Raw genomic sequence first — 16,903 nt, forward strand, 5'->3', positions numbered from 1 at the left:
GCCGGGGGTGTGGGCTGGGTTCCAGGGGTTGCGGGTGATGCCGGTGGCCGGGCAGTCGCCGGGGCTTTTCCAGCCGAATTCGGTGGTGGTGGTTTTACCCAGGATCACCGCCCCGGCCACGCGCAGGGCGGTAACGACGGGGGAGTCAACTGGCTGGGGTGCCGCGCTGGTGGTTTTGCTGCCGCGCCGGGTGGGCAGGCTGGCAACATCCATGATGTCCTTGATGGTAACGGGCACACCGTCCAGCATGCCTTGTGGCGCATCGGCGGCCCAGCGGGCGGTGCTGGCCTGGGCGTCGCGCAGGGCGCCGGGATTCATCACCGCGAAGGCGTTGATCTCGGGGTTGCGCCGCGCGATACGCTCGGTGATGGATTGCAGCGCCTGCAGCGGGGTGAGGGTTTTGGCGGCGTAGGCGGCCAGCAGTTCCTCGGCGTCGAGCGTTGAGGGGTCTTCTAGAGCCATGCCGGCACCGGCAGGTTCTTGGAACGCAGGAATTCCGGGTTAAAGAGCTTGCTCTGGTAGCGGGCCCCGCCGTCGCACAGGATGGTGACGATGGTATGGCCCGGACCGAGGGTTTTGGCGACGCGAACGGCGGCGGCGACGTTGATGCCGGCCGAGCCGCCGACGGAGAGGCCCTCGTGAATCAGCAGATCGAACACTTGTTCGAGCGCCTCGGGGTCGGGGATGCGCTCGGCATTGTCAATTTTAATGCCGCCCAGGTTTTCCGGCACGCGGGACTGGCCGATGCCCTCGGTGATGGAGGAGCCCGTGATGGTGAGATCGCCGTTTTTCACCCAGCCGTAGAGACCGCTGCCCTCCGGATCGGCCAGGACGATTCGGATGCCCGGGTTGCGGGCCTTCAGCGCGAGGCTGACCCCGGCCAGCGTGCCGCCGGTGCCGCAGGCGCAGGTGAAGGCATCCACCTTGCCGCCGGTCTGAGACCAGATTTAGGCGCCGGTAGTGGCGCGGTGGCCCTCGCGGTTGGCCAGATTATCAAACTGGTTGGCCCAGAGGGCGCCCAGCTCCCCGGCCAGGCGGCGCGAGACGTGAACATAATTGCCGGGGTCCTTGAAGGGTTTGGCGGGGACCAGGCGGAGGTCCGCGCCGATCATGCGCAGAAAGTCTATCTTCTCGCGGCTCTGCGTCTCGGGCATCACGATCACGCATTTATACCCCAGCGCGTTGGCAACCAGGGTGAGGCCGATTCCGGTGTTGCCGGCCGTCCCCTCGACGATGGTGCCGCCGGGCTTGAGCGTGCCGTCAGCCTCGGCGGCGCGGATGATGGCGAGGCCAGCGCGGTCCTTCACCGAGCCGCCGGGGTTGAGGAACTCGGCCTTGCCCAAAATCTCGCAGCCCGTGGCGGCGCTGGCCCGCCTGAGCCGGATGAGCGGCGTGCCGCCGATTGCGCCGATCAAACCATCCACGACTGTTTCCATTGCCCAATGTCCCCGCTATGCTGGCCGTAATCGGCATACAATACTTGCGGGGGACATTATGATCGAAGATTTGGCGCCGCGACAGGTCTGGGAAGCGTTAATGAGCAATCCCGATGCTGCTTTGTGCGATGTGCGCACCAATGCCGAGTGGAATTTTGTCGGGTTGCCGGACCTGACGCAGACCGGCAAGCAGCCGGTGCTGGTGCAGTGGCAGGTGTACCCCAGCATGCAGCACAACCCGAAATTTTTGGAGGCCCTGGCGGCGGCGAAGCTGGAGCATGACGGCCATATCTATTTCATCTGCCGCTCGGGCGCGCGCAGCATGGCGGCGGCACAAGCGGCCAAGGCGGCCGGGTATAAGCATGTGTATAATGTGAAGGACGGGTTTGAAGGGCCGCAGGACGCGCGGGGGCACCGCGGGAATGTGGGGGGATGGAAGGCGGAGGGGCTGCCCTGGAAGCAGGGGTAGGGGTTAGTTAAGGAATTCTTTTAGCCGCTCTGCCAAATGGTCCTGGCTGCGCGTTTGGCATTCCCAGATGACCAATATGGACCAGCCCAGAGCCGCAAGTTGGGCCTGCTGCGTTTTATCTCTTTCTTTGTTGCGTGCGAGCTTGGGCAGCCAATAATCAAGGTTTGATTTTGGCTTGCGGCTGCCGTCAACGCAATTGGGGTCATCATGGCCGTGCCAGAAACAGCCGTTTACCAGAATGATTTTTTTCCGGGATGGAAATACCAGATCGGGTTTGCCCGGTAAGTCTTTGCGATGCAGACGAAAGCGGTAACCTAGGCGATGAGCTAATTGGCGGACGATAAGCTCCGGCTTCATGCCTTTGCTTTTTATGCGCCGCATGTTTTCTGCGCGGCGATCTGGAGTTAAACTGTCTGCCAATTAGCCGCTTTCGAATTTGCTTTTAAGCCAATCAAGAACCTTTATCTGTTCATCTCTTGGCGATTTTCTTAACTCTGAAATCAACCTTTTCGATGTAGGAAGCTCCGGAGAAATATTCGATGCTCCTGTGTTACAAACCATGCATATAGGCCGGAGATTCGATCGGTTATCATCCCCTCCATGCGATTTCGCAACAATATGCCCCATATGTAAAACTGTCTGCTTGCCTGAAGAGGGGTGAGGTTCGCCAGCTATGGCTCCGCAGGAATAACAAACGGACCCATAAGTTTCCAACACTCGCGCCCGTGTTTCTTTTGAAATCGCACGTTCAGCCGCCTCCTTTCTCTCCGCCGAAATCATCACATATTGACCCGGCTTTAAGTCATCGCGATCAGTGTGCGTAAGAATTTGATAGCCTTGTTCGTCACGGAGTTCACGAACTCTACGCGCCCACTCACTTTTATTATTTGCAACTGGGCGCAACTCATTTCCATCCATAACCCGGTTAATATTCGCCAGGAAATGGGTCAGGAGAAGCCTTTTAGAACCGCTTTGTCTGGCCAAATTGATTCACCCAAATTGAATTATACAATTCGAGTGTCTCATGTATTTAAGCGTTTGCCGGCCCTTAAATCGTGATTTCGGAACAAAATTAAACGATTTTTAACTTTATACTGCCTTCAAGCGCAGCTTCATCGCCCCTTTGCTAGCCGACAGCGCCTTTTTAATCTGCGTTGCGACTGCCTGAGCGACCGGCGGCGGGAAGGCATTGCCAACTTGGCGGTATGCAATCGTCTTCTTGCCCACAAGCTGCCAGGAATCAGGAAATCCCTGGAGACGGGCGACCATGCGGATCGTCAGCCGTGGCATGCCCATAAAATCCCGTTCCGGGGCTGTTTCCGCCAAGGTGGAACCATTGACCCCCAGACTTGCCCAGGCCTTTCGCGCACGGGTTGGGCCAAGGTCAGGGCCGCCATGTTTCTTGGACCCGCCGACAATGGTCGGCGCAATTTCATTAGCCTGCGCTTTCCAATTCTTTGCGCCGCGCCAGCCGTTAGCTGCCATTAAATCGAACAACGTCTCGCCAACTGTTGCCGGGTTGTGAGCGGCAACGGCAGGCCATTCAAATTCGCTGGCAATATCCTTTTTCATCGCAACAATCACGACGCGGGGACGAAGCTGCGGGACGCCAAACTCGGATGCATTCAGCAGCCGCCAATCGGCCTCATATCCAAGCTTTTTGAGTTGGCTTTTCAGGTGCCCCCGGTAGTCCTCGAATACGGCATCAAGAAAACCCCTGACATTTTCGATCATAATCGCGCGGGGGCGGCATTCATCAATCAGGCGCAAAGCTTCCGGGAACAGATTGCGCTCGTCGTTCTCGCCTAATTGCTTGCCCGCAACTGAAAATGGCGGGCACGGCAGACCGCCGGCGAGGAGGTCAATTCCCTTATAGGGAGTGGCCTTAAAATCTACGAGGCTCTGGTCCAGCACATTCCATTGCGGCCGGTTGAACCGCAGTGTCTTGCAGTAATCTTTTTCGATTTCAACCAATGCCTCATGTTCAAAGCCAGCCAGTTCCAGGCCAAGGGCTTGGCCACCCGCGCCAGCGCACATTTCCACAGAACTAAGCATGATTACCCCGATTTATCGCTGACGCTGTATAGTGGTTCACTTGCCCGAGTCTATCAGCACGCATCCGAGTCGCAACGCTTCTGAGACGAGGCTTGCTTTTTAATTTGGCCGATGAAACTTCCCGGTCTTGCTCAAAATGCCCAATTCAATCGCCCGGCTGAATGACAGCGGATGCAGAAGTCCGCCCCTCTCCTCATGCAGGACAAGCTCAGCCGTACCATCCGTACGAACCGCATAGCCGAGGATGGGCAAATCGTCCCAGCCGTAATCTGTGACTTCGGTGCGCTCCGCGTCCCATCCGATTACCAGATAACCTTGAACAAGCCGATCGGGGCTACCTGACAAGCGGCATTCAAAAGCATTTGGGACGATGGCGGCTGGCGGCGCGGGCTTACCCCGGAATGCCTCGTTCGTAGCGGCGATCTGCGCGAGCCGCGCCTCATTGAGTTCGGTGATCTTCGAAAGACGGCGTAATAATCCAACGCTCTTTGGAAAGCTGTCAATCATGACGGTCTGTTTCCGCCTGTCCCGGAGATAGATATCAACGCCCATGACAGAATTCCAAATTTCTCTCATAAAACCTTACCCGATTCTGGTTTATGAGCAGTTAATTTCCAGAGTTCGTCGCTACTTTAACTTCTCAAACACCACCACGCTCTCAACATTTTCCGAATACGGAAACTGGTCGATCGGGGTGGCGGTGCGTAGTGTGTAGCCCGCGCGGTGCAACACGGCGGCGTCGATGGCCAAAGCGGCGGGGTTGCAGCTTACATAGATGATGCGGGCGGCGCCGCTGGCGGCTAAAAAGCGCATTTGGGTGGTGGCGCCGGCGTAGGGGGGGTCTAGGACCACGGCTTTGGCGCCGGTCATGTCGGCGGCTTGCAGGGGGCGGCGGTGGAGGTCACGCTGGGTAACGCGCATGCGCCCGGCCAGATTGTTCAGGCGGATGGCTTTGTCCTGCGATTGGGTGGCGCTGGCATCGCCCTCATAGGCCTCCACCCGCGCGTGCTGCGCGAGGGCGAAGGAGAGGGTGCCGGCACCTGCGTAGAGTTCGACGATGCGCGATTTGAGGCTGAGTTTGGGCAGGCCCGCGAGCACGGCGGCGATAATGGCTGCCTCCCCTGCCCGGCTGGCCTGGAGAAAGCCGCCCGGCGGGGGGTCTACCGGGATGCCGGAGAAGCTGATGGCGGGGGTTTGCAGGATGACCGCTGGCTCGGGCAGCTCAGCCCCCGTGGCGGTGCTGATGCGCGGCGCGTTATGGGCGCGGGCGAAAGCGATGATCCGGGTACGGTCAGGGCCGGTGAATGCGGCGTCCATGCGCAGGAGGATATCCGGGCCGTTATCCAGCCAGTTGATGACGACGGAACCGGAACTGCGGAAAGCCTGGAGGCTGCGCAGGAGGATTCGCAGATCAGGCAGCAGCGCCACGATTTCCGGCAGGAGCAGCGCGCATTCGCGCATGTCCACCACCGCGGGGCTGGCCGTGCGGTGCAGGCCGAGAGAGATGTCACCGGCTTTGCGGGTGGCGCCGAGGTCCGCGCGGCGGCGGCTGCGCAGCGGGGTTTCCACCAGCGGGGACATCGGGGCGTCCGCGAACCCGGCTCGGGCCAAAGCCTGAGACAGCGCCAGGGATTTCTGCGGCGCGGCCAGGGTATCCGTGGCGCAGCCGCCGCAGATGCCATAATGCAGGCAGTGGCTCATGAGGTTAGTTCAGGCCGGGGCGGACAGGCGAAGCGGGCTTGAAGGTCAAGCCGCGATGCCCTCATCGTTATTGCCGCCGGTGGGCTGAAGCACATCGTCTTCCTCGGTCTCGTTCGGCTCGTCCAGAATGGCGGTGAGCGGGCCACGCTTGCGGATGAGCATGAAGGCCGGAACATCGGCGCCGAAACCGCGCACGCTGGGGCCGTTGTTGTCGCTCGCGTAGATGGTGCGCGGCTCGCGGCGGCGGGGTTCCTCGGCACGGATGGCGGGCTCCTCGCGGCGCGGTTCGGCGCGGCTCGCGGCGCGCGGCGGACGCGGGGTGCGCTCGCGGGCTGGTTCGCGCTCACGCTCACGGGCGGGCTCTTCCTCTTTGGCCTTGGCGGCGCGCGCGGGCGCCTTGGCGGCGGGCTTGCCGCGCGCTGTGCGGCCGCCACGGCCGCGGCGGGAATCACCTTCCGCCCATTCAACAATATCCAGCCCTGGGATTTCGATGCGCGGGATGGGGGCGGCGATCAGTTTCTCAACCGCTTCCACGGCCAGACGGTCATCGGGCGTGGCGATGGTGAAGGCGTGGCCCTCCTTGCCGGCACGGCCGGTGCGGCCGATGCGGTGGACGTAGTCTTCGCTGTGGTGGGGCACGTCAAAATTGAACACATGGCTAAGGCCGCCGATATCAATGCCGCGGGCGGCGACATCGGAGCAGACCAGCAGGCGCAGCTCACCGGCCTTGAACTTTTCCAGGGTGGCGAAGCGCACGGACTGCGCCAGATCGCCATGCAGGGCGCCGGCGGAGAAGCCGTGCTTGAGCAGGGATTTGAGCAGAATGTCGACATCGCGCTTGCGGTTGCAGAAGATCAGCGCGTTCTGCACATCCTCGGAACGGATGAGCCGGCGCAGGGCCTCGCGCTTGTCATGCTCGTTGACCAGCACCAGGCCCGAGATGATGGTGGTAGCTACCGAGGCCGGTTTGGAGACGGTGATCTCCTTCGGGTTGCTCAGGAAGGCATCCGCCAGACGGCGGATTTCAGGCGCCATGGTGGCGGAGAAGAAGAGCGTCTGCCGGGTGGCGGGGAGCATCGCGACGATGCGCTCAATGTCCGGGATGAAGCCCATGTCCAGCATGCGGTCGGCTTCGTCGATCACCAGCACGCGCACATCGCGCAGCAGCAGGCCGCCGCGCTCGAACAGATCGATCAGGCGGCCGGGGGTGGCGATAAGGACATCAACGCCCTTGGCCAGCACCTCCTTCTGGTCGGACATGCTCTCGCCGCCGATCAACAGCGCGTGATTTAGCTTCAGATATTTGCCGTAGGCGACGAAATTCTCGGCAACCTGAAGGGCCAGTTCGCGCGTCGGCTCCAGGATGAGCGAGCGGGGCATGCGGGCGCGGGCGCGCGAGCCTGAGAGAATGTCCAGCAGCGGGAGGGTGAAGCCGGCGGTTTTGCCGGTGCCGGTCTGGGCGCAGCCGAGAACGTCGCGCCCCATGAGAACGGTGGGGATGGCCTGGGCCTGGATGGGCGTGGGGCGGAGGTAGCCCTTGTCATGCAGGGCGCGCAAAATTGGTTCGGAGAGGCCCAGCGGGGCAAAACCATCGGCTTCCAGCTCAGCCGCATCGCTCACCCGCGTGTCGGCATCGGCTTCATCACCGCCGGGTTCACCGCTCACGGTTTCATCGGACTCCACCAAGCCGGAAGCTTGCGCGGTTGCGACTTCCGCAATTGGGACTTCCGCGGTCGGGGCTTCGACGATCCCGCTTACGGCGATGTGCTCCGCGCCGAGGTCTTGAATGGTCTCATCGAGCGCAGTGGTCTGTGCGCCGGTCTCAGGAGTGTCTGACAAAAATTGAACCCGTTCGTGTTGTGGTCGTGCGCGCGACAACGCGCCTAGCGCAAACCGCGCTATTTTCCTTAAGCTTCCTATCGGCAAAGCGGGCCGCAAAGTCAAGGTTTACTGCGGCGGCTGCCATCGGTGATGGCCTGGAGGACGCCCGGCGGGCTCATTTTTGCCGCCATTTGCGCAGGCGCAGCGCATTGGCCACCACACAGACTGAGGACGCCGCCATGGCCGCGCCGGCGATGGTCGGGCTGAGCAGGCCGAAAGCCGCCGCCGGAATGCCGATGAGATTGTAGATCATCGCCCAGAACAGGCCTTGCCAGAGCACGCGCCAGGTCTGGCGCGAGAGCGCCAGGGCCTCGGGGACCAGCGCGAGATCAGGCCGCAGAAGCGAGATATCAGCCGCCTCGATGGCGGCGTCAGCCCCCTGCCCCATCGCCATGCCGAGGCTGGCGGCGGCCAGGGCCGGGGCGTCGTTTATGCCGTCGCCCACCATGGCGGTGATTTTTCCCGCGGCCCGCAGCGCATGGATGGTGGCAATTTTCTGCTCCGGCGTGGCGTGGGCGATAACCTGCTCAATGCCAAGTTCCTGGCCCACGGCCTGGGCGGCGGCCTCACGGTCGCCCGAGAGCAACTGCACGCCGATGCCCATGGATTTCAGACGCTCGATCGCCGCGCGGGCGCCGGGGCGCAAGGTGTCGGCGAAGGCGAAGGCGGCAAGGCAGGTGCCGTTCGCCCGGGCCAGATAGGAGAGCGTGGCGGTGGTTGCGACCTCCGGGACGGCACCGCCGGCATCCGCTATGAGCGCGGCAGACCCGAGAATATAACGTTGCCCGGCGATGATGCCTTCCACCCCCCGGCCCGGCATGGCGCGCACCGCTTCGGCCTGGGGCGGGTTAGGACGGCGCAGGGCCGCCGCGAGGGGATGCGTGTCCGAAGCGGCGAGGGCTGCGGCGATATCCAACGCGCGCTCAACGCTGATGCCGCGCAGGAAGGGAATGTCCGTGAGGTGCGGCTGGCCGCTGGTGAGGGTGCCGGTTTTGTCGAACACCACCATGTTGACTCGCGCGGCGGCCTCGATGGCATCAGCGTTGCGCAGCAGGATGCCCAGCTTGGCGGCCGCGCCGGTGCCAGCCAGGATGGCGGCGGGGGTGGCCAGGCCCAGCGCGCAAGGGCAGGCGATGACCAGCACGGAGACGGCGTTGATGATGGCGGTGGCCAGGCTGGCGCCATGCAGGAGCCAGCCGAGGAAGGTGAGCGCGGCGATGACCATGATGACCGGCACGAAGACGGCGGCAACACGGTCCGCCAGATGCTGCACCCGCGCCTTGGAGGCCTGGGCCGCCTCGATCAGCCGGGCGATGCGGTCGAGGAAGGACTCGCCCGCGCGGGAGGTAACGCGCAGGCGCAGCACCCCGTCCAGGTTCAGGGCACCGGCCAGCAGGTGCTCGCCGGGGGCGCGGGCGACGGGCAGGGATTCGCCGGTGAGCGGGCTTTCATCCAGGCTGGAGATGCCGCTGAGGATCACGCCGTCAGCCGGGACACGCTCGCCGGCGCGCAGTTCCACCTCATCGCCGGGGATGAGGCTTTGCACCGCAACATCGCCGCGCCCCGGCACATGCGCTAGCGCCGGGCGCAGGCTGTTGAGGCCGGTGATCGCGCTGGCGGCCTCGCGCTTAACCCGGGATTCCAGGAATTTACCAAGGCGGATGAAGGTGATGATGGCGGCGGAGGACTCGAAATAAAGCGGGCCGGTGGTGGCGAAATCCCACAAGGAGAGGCCGTAGGCGGCGGTGGTGCCGAGCGCCACCAGAACGTCCATGTTCCCCGTGCGGGCGCGCAAGGCCTTAAAACCGGCGATGTAGAAGCGCGCGCCGAGCCAGAACTGCATGAGTGTGGCGAGGGCGAGCGCCAGCCCGCCCGGCAGGGGAATGAGCATGGAGGCGAACAGCGGCGCGGAAAGCGCCACGGCGGCGATGAGTTCCAGCTTCTCGCGCCGGTGGGATTGCGGCCGGGCCTGGGCGCGCAGAACGGCTGTATAACCGGCGCGGGCGACCGCTGCCGTGAGAGACTCGACGCTGGTGCCAGGGTCCGCGAGCAGATGCGCGCTCTCGGTGGCGAGGTTGACCGCGACGCTCTGCACGCCAGGAACCTTGCCAAGGGTTTTCTCCACCCGGGAGACGCAACTGGCGCAGGTCATGCCACCGATGGCGAGGTCGATTGTCTGCGCGGGCCGGATAGGCTGATCCATGCGAGACTATGTGGCGCCCGCGGCGGCACGGTCAAGCCTTGACCGCGCCGCCGCAACCCCCCTTATTAAAGTATCAGGATTTGGAGAAGATCATGGCCAGCGAGACGAAATTGGAAGTTAGCGTGCCGGATATGGATTGTTCCTCATGCGTGCGCGCGATCACCTCGGCGGTGCATGAAGTTGACCCGCAGGCCACGGTTGCCGCTGATCTGCAAAGCAAGAAGGTGGTCATCGGCGGCAATGGCGCGGCGGAGAGGTTCGTCGAGGCAATCCGAGGCGCCGGTTTCAGCGTAGCGGCGCAGTAACATGCGATGATTGAAAATTGACCCGTTTCGCGGGCCCATTTGCAGTCCCAATCGCCCTCGGCGCTTATAATTGAGAGGCGGATTCGGCGGACGGCTCAGTCGTTAGCCGGATAAGCGGCCATTAATTTTTTCTGATGCCGCCAGAGCGAGGCCAGCTTGAGCAGGCCGGAGGGGCGCAGGCCGCGCGCGCGGATGGCGGCGCCGATTTTGAAGGATTCGCCATAATGAAAGAACTGCGTGGCGTAGGCGGCGCGCAGAGTCATCTCAGGGTCCCAGATATGGGTGGCCTCCGAGCCGCTGCCATTGAATTCAATGATCTGGAAATTACGGCCCTCGCGCAGGGCCTCCAGCGATTCGTAGCGCAGGTCCAGGCGGGAGAAATAGACCTCGTGCATGTCCTTGACGATTTCGTCGATCCGCGCGGCCAGGGCGGGGGTGACGATGTCCAGACCGTCCTTGAAGGTGGAGCCGCGGCAGTGGTTGCCGACAAAAACCAGGCGCACGCTTTCGCCCTCCGCCGGAATGTGGTCCGCCTTGGCGCCAAGCTGGGGCAGCAGCAGGTTGGAAACCGCATTCAGGCGCTGATCAGCCGCAATGAGCTGGCGCACGTTGCGCTTGCCGTCGCCGGTGACGGCGGGGGGGAATTTGAGGGTCACGGAAGTGATGCGTCCGGCCGCCTCGCCGGGGTGGCGGATGTAGAAGATCCCGGCTTCGCCCTCATAGGTGATGAGCGCCTGCAATTGCAGGGCGGTGGCGCGGGGGAAGGCCGCCAGATAGGCGGCGAGCTGAGCCTCGTCGTTCACCACGCGCACGCCCACGCCGTTGCAGCTCATGTCCGGCTTTGCGACGACGGGAAAGACAAGACCGGCGCGCGCCATGGCGGCCAGGGCCAGGGTGAGGTCGTTGCCATCATTATGGCCGGAGGTGGTGAGCGGCGCGTAAGGGGCGATCCATTGCCGCGCCAAGGGGCCGGCCAGGCCGAGGATTTCGTTTTTGGATTCGCCGCAGATGCCGCCGGCATTGATGCGCGGGTTGGCCAGGGTGGGCAGGGTGAGACTGCCGTAACGGAGGGATTTGAGAACCCAGAAGGCGGCGACCGGGGCATAGAACAGCCAGCCGGGCCAGAATTCAAAAAACGAAACCGGGCTTTTGCGCCGGGCGGCGGCGGCGTGCACGGCGGGGGCATTCAGAGATACGGGCAGCGATGTTACGCTCATGGCGTTATCCTCTTATTATTATAAAGACGCGTGGCGACGCGGCCGACAACCACCAGCACAATGAGGAATACGCCGAGACCAGCCCAGCGCCAAGCGCCAAGATAGCGCATCATCACCAGCCCGAGCTTGAGGCTGACGAAAAATAACCCGGAGGTCCAGATGAGGGTGGCGCCGATAGCCGCCAGGGTGAACTTGCCCAGATGCGCGCGCAGAAACCCCAGGGTGGTGTAAGTGGGCAGGCGTAGCCCCGGCACGAACCGGCTGACCAGCACCACATAGAAAATGCGCGGGCGCACCCATTCGCGCCCCAAATCCCGCCGGGCGCTGGGGATGAGCCGCTTGGCCCAGGGGTGCGTGGCGGAGAGCCAGCCCAGGCCGTAAAGCCCGAGGTCTCCCAGCACGATGCCGGTATAGAGAGAGGCCAGCGCCAAGGGCAGCGAAAGCGCGCCGGAGGCGACCTGCATGGCGGCCAGCAGGGTAGCCGCATCCTCCAGGATAAAGGTGCCGCCTACGATAATCGCGGCCTGCAGGGGCTTGGCTCCGGCTTCAACGGCCAGCAGGTTCACAAATTCGGTGACGATCATGACGGCTCACATAGAGCCAGCCGGGAAAATGCTCAAATCCTGCCCTCGGGGGGCTTTAGGTGCCATCCCTGGTGGCGGTGGTTTCCATCGCCAGATGGTCCTCCGGGGGGGCGATGATGTGGCAGGAATTGCCGCGCGCGGCCATAACGTCGCAGGCTTGATGCGCGGCGGCGAGGCTCAGCCCGGCGACCTGCGCGTTCCACAGGGTTTTGCCGTGCCGTTCCACGCGGGCGATGCGGGCAAAGCCGGCGCCGCTGATGTCGCGCGCGGCAACCGCCTCGAAACGGGCCTTGCTGATGCGCGAGAACAGGCCAAGCTGGGCAACCCAGCTGCCGGTGGCCGGCTTGCGGAGCCGGCTGGCCAAACGAACATCACGCGGGTGGTAGACCGGAGCGTGCGGGCGCGGGGCTGCGGCCAGGCGGCGCAGCTGCGGCGCGGGGCGAGGCTGGGCGCGGGCGATCTGCGTGGCGGTGACGGGGACATGGCCGCCGAAGCCGTTATCGAGCAGGGCGGTCATCTGCTGATAGCTGGCGCCCCAGGATGGCTCGTGCAACTCCACGCCGATGAGCACGCGGCCATCGCGCTTGGCGCTGGTGACGAGGTTGTGGCGCGCCAGATCGGTGTAGCCGGTCTTCATGCCGGTGGCGCCGGCATAGGATTTCAGCATCTGGTTGTTGCTGTAGACCGGATGGCCGCGGAAGTTGAATTCCTGCACCTCGAAGAAGGGCTGATCCTCGGGGTAGTTGGTAACAATGTCGCGCGCGAGGATGGCAAGGTCGCGCGCGGTGGTGACCTGGCCCGGATTGGGCAGGCCGGAGGCGTTATAGAACTGGGTCTGCGCCATGCCGAGCGCATGCGCGCGCTGGGTCATCAACGCGGCGCATCTCGCCTCGGAACCGCCGCCGAGATACTCGCCAAGGGCGGTTGCCGCATCGTTGGCGGACATGGTGGTCATGGCCAGAATGGCGCTATGCACGGAAATGGTGCTGCCCGGCTGCAGCCCGAGCTTCACCGGCTCGACACTGGCGGCATGGAAGGAAACAGGGATCCGGGTATCCAGGGTCATGCGGCCATCATGCAGGGCCTGGAAAGCGAGATCGAGCGTCATCAGCTTGGTCAGGCTGGCGGGGTAACGCGGAATATCGGCGCCGTTGGCGGCGAGCACCTGGCCGGAGGCGGCGTCAATGACGATGCTGCTGACGCCTGGCGATGTGGGGCCGAAATTGGCGGTGGCGGCATCTGCCGCCGGAACATAGGCCGGGTGGTAGATGTGGCGCTCGTAATGTTCCGTGCGCGCCTGGGCAGGGGCTGCGCCCGCGCAGACAGCAAGACAAAGCCCGGCAACCACCAGGGATTTCTTCAAGGAAACAGCCTTCCAAGCCTGCATGAACGGCACCCCAACATTAAACCAGGCCAATGTAGGCGCTTCCGGCGTGTGATGTCCAGCCGGAAACGAGCCAAAAAACCGCGAAAGAACCGAAAAGCCAATGGGTTAATGCAGGCTGTTGAGATCCGGCCCGGACGGAGGGCGGATTCGGCACGGGGCGAGAGCAAATGTCAGCTCAATGACAGTTTTTGTGCGATGCACAAAAACTTGTTGACGGGGCTGAAACGGTATTCTATAACGCTTTTGCTGCACTGCGGTAAATGCCGTACACGCTCGCCGGGTTGGGGCCGTGCAGCCACTGAACTTAGTCCTAACTGGAGATTGCGTATTATGAGCAGCACGAAAACCAAAGCGGCGCCGGCCACCACCATCGAGCAGACCGCTGAAGCCGCCACCAAGGGCTTCGACAATACCATTGCCGCCGTGAAGGAAGGCATTGAGAAAGCCACCAAGGGCCTCGAGACATCGCAGGCCAAACTGAAGGAAGGCGTAGAAAAAGCCGTGAAGAAGAGTGAAGAAATTTTTGCGTTCAACCAGGGCAACCTGGAAGCCGCGATGAAGGCCGGCCAGATTTATGCCGCCGGTTTCCAGGACATCTCCAAGCAATTCGCCGCTTCGAGCAAGGCTTCGATCGAAGAGACCGTTGCGTTCACCAAGACTCTGATGGGCGTTAAGTCTGTTAAGGAAGCGGTTGACCTGCAGACCGGTTTTGCGAAGGCCTCGATCGAGAAGGCTGTCGCCGAGAGCAACAAGCTGACCGATGCGACCGTGAAGCTCGCCGAGCAGGCGATTGCCCCGCTGACCGCCCGCGTCGCCCTCGCCGTCGAGACCTTCGGCAAGGCCAACTAAGCTTTCCCAGTGTTTGCGGGCCCGGCGCGCGCGCCTGGGGCCGGCCTCTGGCCACGCGTTGGAAAAAGACCGGCCCCGGATAGGGCCGGTCTTTTTTTGTTTTCAGTATTTGCCTTACCCCTTCCGCCCACCGCGAGACGCCACGGACGGAAGGGGCAGGACACTGGCGGGATGGTTAATCGCGGTTCATCGCCCGCGGGCAGGGCGCAAGGCCAGGTTTTCCGCCCCGCGCGCCATTTTCGTTCTTTCCTACCCTGCAAAATATTCGATATGCGCATACTTAAGCTTAAGTCTGTTATAGTGGGGTCATGTATAGTGGGCTCATGGCGCGTCACGGTGAAATTCAGCCATAGGCAAAGCGGGGTAGATGTTTCAGGATGCCGGATATGAGTGACAACGACAAACGCAAAGGTAGCGAGGGGCCGAATACCGGCGTGGTGGTGAAGCCGCGGCCCAAGACCCGCAAGCCGACGATGTATAAAGTGCTGATGCTCAACGACGACTACACGCCGATGGAGTTCGTCGTTCATGTGCTGGAGCGGTTCTTCCAGAAGTCGCGCGACCAGGCGACGCAGATCATGCTGCATGTGCATCGCCGGGGTGTTGGCGTGTGCGGCGTGTATACATATGAGGTGGCCGAGACCAAGGTAACGCAGGTAATGGATCTGGCCCGCCAGAACCAGCATCCGCTGCAATGCACGATTGAGAAAGAATGACCCTGTATTCTGACGCGCGATCACTATGTGTATCGAGACTGGACCGGCGCCGGGGTGCCGGGGACAGCATAAAAATGCCGGCCGGGCGGGCATATCAGACGCCTGGAAATAGGAGCGCCGGAGATCGGCGTGAAGGAACGGTTTAGATCCATGCTATCTCGCAATCTTGAACAGACATTGCACCGCGCTCTCTCACTCGCGGCTGACCGCAAGCATGAATACGCAACCTTGGAGCATCTGCTGCTCGGGCTGGTGGAGGATGCCGACGCGCTCACGGTGCTGCGGGCCTGCGGCGTGGATATCGAAAAAATAAAGAAAGACCTCACCGAATTTCTGGACAAGGACCTGGCCGGGCTGGCGACCGAGCGCGCCGGAGACCCCAAGCCGACCGCCGGGTTCCAGCGCGTGGTGCAACGCGCGGCGATTCATGTGCAGTCCTCGGGGCGCGATGAGGTGACCGGGGCGAATGTACTGGTCGCGCTGTTCTCGGAGCGCGAAAGCCATGCGGTGTACTTCCTGCAGTTGCAGGACATGACGCGCCTCGACGCGGTGAATTTCATCTCGCACGGCATCGCCAAATCGCCCGGAAAATCCGCCCCGCGCACGCCCACCGGCGCGCAGGACCAGCCCGAGAGCGAACGCGAGGAAAAAGCCCCGCCCAAGCGCGGGCAGGACGCGCTTTCCACCTATTGCGTCAACCTGAACAAAAAAGCGCAGGCCGGGAAGATCGACCCGCTGATCGGACGCGAGCATGAGATTGAGCGCACGATTCAAATTCTCTGCCGCCGCACCAAGAACAACCCGCTTTATGTGGGCGACCCGGGCGTGGGCAAGACCGCCATCGCCGAGGGGCTGGCCAAGCGCATCACCGATAGCGATGTGCCCGAGGTGCTGCTCAACTGCACAATCTACGCGCTGGATATGGGGGCGCTGCTGGCCGGGACACGCTACCGCGGTGATTTTGAGGAGCGGCTGAAGGCCGTGGTCACCGAGATGGAGAACACGCCAGGCGCGATTCTGTTCATCGACGAGATCCATACGGTGATCGGCGCCGGGGCGACCTCCGGCGGAGCGATGGATGCCTCCAACCTGCTCAAACCCGCGCTGGCCCAGGGCACGCTGCGCTGCATCGGCTCGACCACCTATAAGGAGTTCCGCAACTACTTCGAGAAGGACCGCGCGCTGGTGCGGCGCTTCCAGAAAATCGACGTGAACGAGCCTTCGGTCGAGGATGCGGTGAAGATCCTGCGCGGGCTGAAGACCGCGTATGAGAAGCACCACAAGGTTCGCTATACCGATGATGCGATTCGCGCCGCGGTGGAGCTTTCGGCCAAGTACATCAACGACCGCAAGTTGCCGGACAAGGCGATCGACGTGATCGACGAGGCAGGTGCCGCGCGGATGCTCCAGCCGGAGAACAAGCGCCGCAAGACCGTGACGCTGAAGGATGTCGAGGACATGGTCTCGAAAATCGCGCGGATTCCAGCCAAATCGGTCTCGGCCGACGACAAAGAGGTGCTGCGGACACTGGAGCGCGACCTGAAGAACATGGTGTTTGGCCAGAACGCCGCCATCGAGGCGCTTTCCGCCGCAATCAAGCTCTCGCGCGCCGGGTTGCGCGACGCGGAGAAGCCGATCGGCAATTATTTGTTCTCCGGCCCGACCGGCGTGGGCAAGACCGAGGTGGCGCGCCAGCTGGCGGCGACTTTGGGGATCGAGATCACGCGGTTCGACATGTCGGAATACATGGAGCGGCATTCGGTCTCGCGGCTGATCGGCGCGCCGCCCGGCTATGTCGGGTTTGACCAGGGCGGGCTGCTGACCGACGCCATCGACCAGCATCCGCATTGCGTGCTGCTGCTCGACGAGATCGAGAAGGCGCACCCGGATCTATTCAACATCCTGTTGCAGATCATGGATCATGGGAAGCTGACCGACCATAACGGCAAGAAGATCGACTTCCGCAACGTCATCCTGATCATGACCACCAATGCAGGGGCGGCGGATATGGCGAAGGCCGGCATCGGCTTTGGCCGCGCCGTGCGCCAGGGCGAGGATGAGGATGCGATCAAGCGCATGTTCACCCCGGAATTCCGCAAC

The 16,903-nt window shown here is 62.8% G+C and carries 16 protein-coding genes and 1 pseudogene; 5 read left to right on the forward strand and 12 right to left on the reverse strand.

Annotated features, from left to right (window positions below; genetic code table 11):
* Together HKL97_RS05525 and HKL97_RS05530 are read right to left on the reverse strand one after the other, a co-directional pair.
* Positions 1-462, reverse strand: a 462-nt coding sequence (locus HKL97_RS05525) for an amidase family protein (protein WP_291423255.1), incomplete at its 3' end; no start/stop codon positions are given.
* Positions 453-1,436, reverse strand: a pseudogene (locus HKL97_RS05530) (cysteine synthase A). The pseudogene HKL97_RS05530 and the gene HKL97_RS05525, both read right to left, overlap by 10 nt.
* 58 nt (positions 1,437-1,494) lie before the next feature.
* Between HKL97_RS05530 and HKL97_RS05535 the strand changes: the two are divergent.
* Complete coding sequence (locus HKL97_RS05535; RefSeq protein ID WP_291423257.1) at positions 1,495-1,905, forward strand: rhodanese-like domain-containing protein; 411 nt, start codon at positions 1,495-1,497, stop codon at positions 1,903-1,905.
* A 3-nt stretch (positions 1,906-1,908) separates the two neighbouring features.
* Here the strand turns inward: HKL97_RS05535 and HKL97_RS05540 are convergent, their stop codons facing one another.
* The 7 genes from HKL97_RS05540 to HKL97_RS05570 form a co-directional block, all read right to left on the reverse strand.
* Entirely contained in the window at positions 1,909-2,325 is a 417-nt protein-coding gene (locus tag HKL97_RS05540; RefSeq protein WP_291423259.1) for a very short patch repair endonuclease, read from the reverse strand.
* On the reverse strand, positions 2,326-2,889 hold the full coding sequence (locus tag HKL97_RS05545) for an HNH endonuclease (protein ID WP_291423261.1): 564 nt from the start codon (positions 2,887-2,889) through the stop codon (positions 2,326-2,328).
* A gap of 105 nt (positions 2,890-2,994) precedes the next feature.
* Positions 2,995-3,960, reverse strand: a complete 966-nt coding sequence (locus HKL97_RS05550; RefSeq protein ID WP_291423263.1) for a DNA cytosine methyltransferase — start codon at positions 3,958-3,960, stop codon at positions 2,995-2,997.
* Between the two features lie 99 nt (positions 3,961-4,059).
* Positions 4,060-4,512 (reverse strand): hypothetical protein, encoded by a 453-nt coding sequence (locus HKL97_RS05555; RefSeq protein ID WP_291423265.1) that lies wholly within the window; start codon positions 4,510-4,512, stop codon positions 4,060-4,062.
* 75 nt (positions 4,513-4,587) lie between these two features.
* Positions 4,588-5,661, reverse strand: coding sequence for a class I SAM-dependent RNA methyltransferase (locus tag HKL97_RS05560; RefSeq protein ID WP_291423267.1), 1,074 nt, complete (start codon positions 5,659-5,661; stop codon positions 4,588-4,590).
* A gap of 45 nt (positions 5,662-5,706) precedes the next feature.
* Positions 5,707-7,281, reverse strand: a complete 1,575-nt coding sequence (locus HKL97_RS05565; protein WP_291423281.1) for a DEAD/DEAH box helicase — start codon at positions 7,279-7,281, stop codon at positions 5,707-5,709.
* 376 nt (positions 7,282-7,657) lie between these two features.
* Positions 7,658-9,745: a cation-translocating P-type ATPase gene (locus HKL97_RS05570; protein ID WP_291423268.1), complete on the reverse strand. Its 2,088-nt coding sequence runs from the start codon at positions 9,743-9,745 to the stop codon at positions 7,658-7,660.
* A 92-nt stretch (positions 9,746-9,837) separates the two neighbouring features.
* Between HKL97_RS05570 and HKL97_RS05575 the strand changes: the two genes are divergently transcribed.
* The gene (locus HKL97_RS05575) at positions 9,838-10,050 is read left to right on the forward strand and encodes a heavy-metal-associated domain-containing protein (protein ID WP_291423270.1); all 213 of its coding nucleotides are present in this window, start codon (positions 9,838-9,840) and stop codon (positions 10,048-10,050) included.
* Between the two features lie 95 nt (positions 10,051-10,145).
* Here the strand turns inward: HKL97_RS05575 and HKL97_RS05580 are convergent, their stop codons facing one another.
* Genes HKL97_RS05580 through HKL97_RS05590 form a run of 3 tightly spaced genes read right to left on the reverse strand, consistent with a single transcriptional unit; the run spans position 10,146 to position 13,214 of the window.
* The gene (locus HKL97_RS05580) at positions 10,146-11,267 is read right to left on the reverse strand and encodes a D-alanine--D-alanine ligase (RefSeq protein ID WP_291423272.1); all 1,122 of its coding nucleotides are present in this window, start codon (positions 11,265-11,267) and stop codon (positions 10,146-10,148) included.
* Positions 11,264-11,851, reverse strand: a complete 588-nt coding sequence (locus tag HKL97_RS05585) for a DedA family protein (protein WP_291423273.1) — start codon at positions 11,849-11,851, stop codon at positions 11,264-11,266. Before HKL97_RS05585 ends, HKL97_RS05580 begins: the two co-directional genes overlap by 4 nt.
* Positions 11,852-11,906: 55 nt before the next feature.
* Positions 11,907-13,214, reverse strand: a complete 1,308-nt coding sequence (locus HKL97_RS05590; RefSeq protein ID WP_291423274.1) for a D-alanyl-D-alanine carboxypeptidase family protein — start codon at positions 13,212-13,214, stop codon at positions 11,907-11,909.
* Between the two features lie 354 nt (positions 13,215-13,568).
* Between HKL97_RS05590 and HKL97_RS05595 the strand changes: the two genes are divergently transcribed.
* The 3 genes from HKL97_RS05595 to clpA all read left to right on the forward strand — a co-directional run.
* On the forward strand, positions 13,569-14,087 hold the full coding sequence (locus HKL97_RS05595; RefSeq protein ID WP_291423276.1) for a phasin family protein: 519 nt from the start codon (positions 13,569-13,571) through the stop codon (positions 14,085-14,087).
* Positions 14,088-14,473: 386 nt separating this feature from the next.
* Positions 14,474-14,803 carry an ATP-dependent Clp protease adapter ClpS gene (gene clpS / locus HKL97_RS05600; RefSeq protein ID WP_284258967.1) on the forward strand — a complete coding sequence of 110 codons (330 nt, stop codon included), beginning with the start codon at positions 14,474-14,476 and terminating at the stop codon, positions 14,801-14,803.
* A 150-nt stretch (positions 14,804-14,953) separates the two neighbouring features.
* The coding region (clpA, locus tag HKL97_RS05605) for an ATP-dependent Clp protease ATP-binding subunit ClpA (RefSeq protein WP_291423279.1) at positions 14,954-16,903 on the forward strand (1,950 nt) is incomplete at its 3' end.

This window comes from Acidocella sp. (genome assembly GCF_013044125.1).
In the GTDB taxonomy this organism is placed as follows: Bacteria; Pseudomonadota; Alphaproteobacteria; order Acetobacterales; family Acetobacteraceae; genus Acidocella.